General features: G+C 67.9%; 3 protein-coding genes. All 3 read right to left on the reverse strand.

All coding sequences use genetic code 11. From position 1 onward, the window contains the following. Window positions 1-1,371, reverse strand: a 1,371-nt coding sequence (locus tag ASG29_RS01965; protein WP_055979387.1) for a M20/M25/M40 family metallo-hydrolase, incomplete at its 3' end; no start/stop codon positions are given. 393 nt (window positions 1,372-1,764) lie between these two features. Beyond that, a complete protein-coding gene (locus tag ASG29_RS01970; protein WP_055979390.1) occupies window positions 1,765-3,228 on the reverse strand; it encodes an ammonium transporter in 1,464 nt (487 codons plus the stop codon). A 12-nt stretch (window positions 3,229-3,240) separates the two neighbouring features. Continuing rightward, window positions 3,241-3,579 carry a P-II family nitrogen regulator gene (locus ASG29_RS01975; protein WP_055979392.1) on the reverse strand — a complete coding sequence of 113 codons (339 nt, stop codon included), beginning with the start codon at window positions 3,577-3,579 and terminating at the stop codon, window positions 3,241-3,243. Window positions 3,580-3,795: the final 216 nt, after the last annotated feature.

The raw sequence follows: 3,795 nt of genomic DNA on the forward strand, positions 1-3,795 counted from the left end.
GTAATCGCGTCCCTTGTACAGGACGTCGACGCGGATGCGTTCGTTCAGGCCGTGGATGCCGTTGCCGTCGGGATCGATCATCAACCCCGGCACGCCGTAGACGGGGATGCCGACCGGCGCGATGTACACCGCGTCGGTGCCGCCGGGCAGCATCGTGGGGGTGAAGCGGACGCCGGGGAAATACTTCTTCGCCAGCGTCTCCGCCGGGCCGGTGACGGCAGCGGTCAGCGTCACCGGCGGCGCGACGGGGCGATCGGGCGGTACGCGCGTGAGCTTGATCGCCGGATTCGCGATCGCGGCGACCAGCGCGGCCTGCGTCGTGTCGTAGCTTTCGCCCGGGATCACGCGGCAGTTGATGTTGGCGCCCGCGCGCTGCGGCAGCGCGTTGTTCGCGTGTCCGCCGTCCAGCAATGTCGCGACACAGGTGGTGCGCAGCATGGTGAAGAAATCGGGATCCTGCGACAGCAGCGCGTCCGCCTCCTTGTCCTGCGGATTGGCCAGCAGCCGCGTCATCGCCGCCCCCGCCGCGCCGCCGCGCATCTTCGCCGCATTGCCCAGGAACGCGCGCGTCGCGTCGTTCAGCCGGACGGGGAAGCGATAGCCGCGCACCTTCTCCAGCGCGTCGGCCAGGTCGTAGATGGCGTTGTCGGGGCGCGGGCGCGACGAATGGCCGCCGGGGTTCGTCGCCTCGATGCGGAAATTCTGCACCGCCTTCTCGCCCGCCTGGAACGCGACCAGTTCGGGCTTGCCGTCCTTGTCCAGCCGTCCGCCGCCGCCCTCGTTCAGCGCGAATTCGGCGGCGATCAGCGCCGGCCTGTTCTTCGCCAGCCATTCCGCGCCGTTGAACGCCCAGGTCGTCTCCTCGCCGCAGGTCAGGGCGAGCTTGACGGTGCGCTTCAGCTTCGTGCCGGCCTTGCGGAAGCGCGCGAGCATGTCGGTGAAGATCGCGGCCTGCGCCTTGTCGTCGTAGGTGCCGCGGCCGTAGAAATAGCCGCCCTCCTCGATCAGCGTGAAGGGATCGCGCGTCCAGTCCGCGCGCTTCGCCTCGACGACGTCGATATGCGCGAGCAGCAGGATCGCCTTCGCCTTGGGATCGGTGCCGGGCAGCACCGCGACCAGCCCGCCGTCCTTGGGATGCGCGGGGTCCGCGAATTGCGTCAGTTCGGAATCCTTGAACCCCGCCGCCTTCAGCCGGACCGCCATCTTCGCCGCCGCGTCGGTGCAGCTGCCGGTGGACACCGCGGTGTTGGTTTCGACCAGTTCCTTGTAGAGCTCGCGGAACGCCGCCTGGTCTGGACGCTGTTGCGCATTGGCCGTCGTCGTCGCCAGCAACGCACCTGCCAGCGCGAGCATCCGCTTGGTATTGGTCATCTGTATCCCCTTGTCGACGCAGGTCTTCCATAGCGGCGCGGCTGGGGCAAGTTGGTTCACGCGAAGACGCGAAGACGCGAAGAAGAAGGCTTTTCGCGCAGAGGCGCGGAGGCGCAGAGAGGGCGCGCGCGGACCATCGTCTCGCGTCAGCGAGACAGTGTTACCCAGCGGCCGCGACAGCTGAGCCGCCGAAGCGGCTCGGACCGCCCCAACAAGCACTGCCTCTCTGCGCCTCTGCGCGAACATCCCTCTGCTGCTTCTCAGCGTCTTCGCGTCTTCGCGTCTTCGCGCGAACAAAAAAAAGGGACCCGGAGCGTCGCCGCGCCGGGTCCAGTGATGTCCGCAGGAGGAACGTCGGTGGGGGGCGGGCGACGTGCCCGCCCCCGATTTCGATCAGTAATTGTAGGCGCGCTCGCCATGCTCGTTGATGTCGAGGCCTTCGCTCTCGACCTCGGCGGTGGGACGCAGGCCGATCGTGGCCTTGAGCGCGAGGAACAGCACGGCGCTGACGATCCCGCTCCACAGGATCGTGGTGCCGACCGCCCAGATCTGCGTCATGACCTGCGTCGACATGACGTATTCGCCGGCCTTCGCGACGGGGGCGGTATAGTCGATCCAGCCCTGCCCGCCGAGCGCGGGGTCCGCGACGATGCCGGTCCCGATCGCGCCGACGATGCCGCCGACGCAATGGATGCCGAACACGTCCAGCGTGTCGTCATACTTCAGCGCATTCTTGACCGTGGTCACGAACACGAAGCACACGCCCGACGCGACCGCGCCAAGGATGATCGCGGTGCCCGGATGCGCGAAGCCCGCGGCCGGGGTGATCGCGACGAGGCCTGCGACGACGCCCGATGCGGCACCCAGCAGCGACGGCTTCTTGTGCACGACCTGCTCGATCACGGCCCAGGTCACACCCGCCGCCGCCGTGGCGGTGAAGGTGTTGATGAACGCCAGCGCGCCGAAGGCGTTGGCTTCGAGCCCCGACCCGGCGTTGAACCCGAACCAGCCGATCCACAGCAACGACGCGCCGATCATGGTCATGACCAGGCTGTGCGGCGGCATCGGCTCGCTCTTGTACCCGCGCCGCGGCCCGATCACGATGCAGCCGACGAGGCCCGCGATGCCGGCGTTGATGTGCACCACGGTGCCGCCTGCGAAGTCCAGCGCGCCCCAGCCCCACAGGAGGCCGCTGTCGTCCGGCGCGGCGTTCAGGAAGTCCGGGCCGGCCCAGTACCAGACCATGTGCGCGAGCGGGAAATAGGCGAGCGTGAGCCACGCGACCACGAACAGGATCAGCGGCGTGAACTTCACCCGCTCCGCGAACGCCCCGACGATCAAGGCCGGCGTGATGCAGGCGAAGGTCATCTGGAAGATCACGAACACATATTCGGGCAGATAGACGCCGTTGGAGAAGGTCGCGGCGAAGGTCGTCGGGCTGACGTCCGCCAGGAACGCCTTGTCCAGCCCGCCGAACAATTTGGGGAACGGCGTGCCGGTGGAGGTGAAGGCCATGGAATAGCCCCAGGCGAACCATACCAGCGCGGCGACGCAGACGATCGTCAGCACCTGCATCAGCACCGACAGCATGTTCTTCGTCCGGACCAGCCCGCCGTAGAACAGCGCCAGCGCGGGCACCGACATCATCAGCACGAAGGCGGAGGCGACCAGCATCCAGGCCACGTCGCCCTTGCTGACCATCTCCGCCGTCGGCACGAACGCCGTGGCGGCGGTGGCCGCGACCGGCGCGGCGGCATCGGCGGCGTTGCCCGCCGCCTGCTGCGCCCAGGCCGGCACCGCGGCCAGCAATCCCAGGCCGCCGGCACACGCGCCGGCGATCGAAGTCGTGAATTTCATTGCCACCCCCATCTAAAGCGCGGTGTCGTCGGTTTCGCCGGTGCGGATGCGCACCGCCTGCCCGACGTCGAGGACGAAGATCTTCCCGTCGCCGATCGCGCCGGTATTCGCCGCGGCCTGAACCGCCTCGACCACGCGATCCGCCACGTCGGTGGCGCAGACGACCTCGATCTTGATCTTGGGCACCATGTTGGTGCTGTATTCGGCCCCGCGGTAGATTTCGGTCTGGCCCTTCTGGCGCCCGAAACCCTTGACCTCGGTGACCGTCATCCCCGCGACGCCGACAGCGGTCAGGGCTTCCCTGACCTCGTCGAGCTTGAACGGCTTGATGATGGCAATGACGAGTTTCATCGCGCCCCCTTTCCCTGTGTCCCGGGAAAACGGCTTCGCAATGGCCGTGCCAGTTGCGCGACGAAGGGCGCGGCGGCGGCGGAAGACGTTAAGGCGCGTTAATTTTTGTGCAGCGCGACATGGCTGCCCGAAAAACGGGCAGGATCAGCCCGCGGCGGCGATCGCCCGTGCCGCGGACAGATCGTCCGCGTCCACCATCACGCGCACGGGGATCAG

The organism is Sphingomonas sp. Leaf412 (assembly GCF_001425405.1).
Classification (GTDB): Bacteria; Pseudomonadota; Alphaproteobacteria; order Sphingomonadales; family Sphingomonadaceae; genus Sphingomonas.

What these genes read in the sequence shown, in the direction of transcription:
- ASG29_RS01970 (WP_055979390.1), bottom strand. Translation starts at nt 3,228, where the DNA reads ATGAAATTCACGACTTCGATCGCCGGCGCGTGTGCCGGCGGCCTGGGA.
- ASG29_RS01975 (WP_055979392.1), bottom strand. Translation starts at nt 3,579, where the DNA reads ATGAAACTCGTCATTGCCATCATCAAGCCGTTCAAGCTCGACGAGGTC.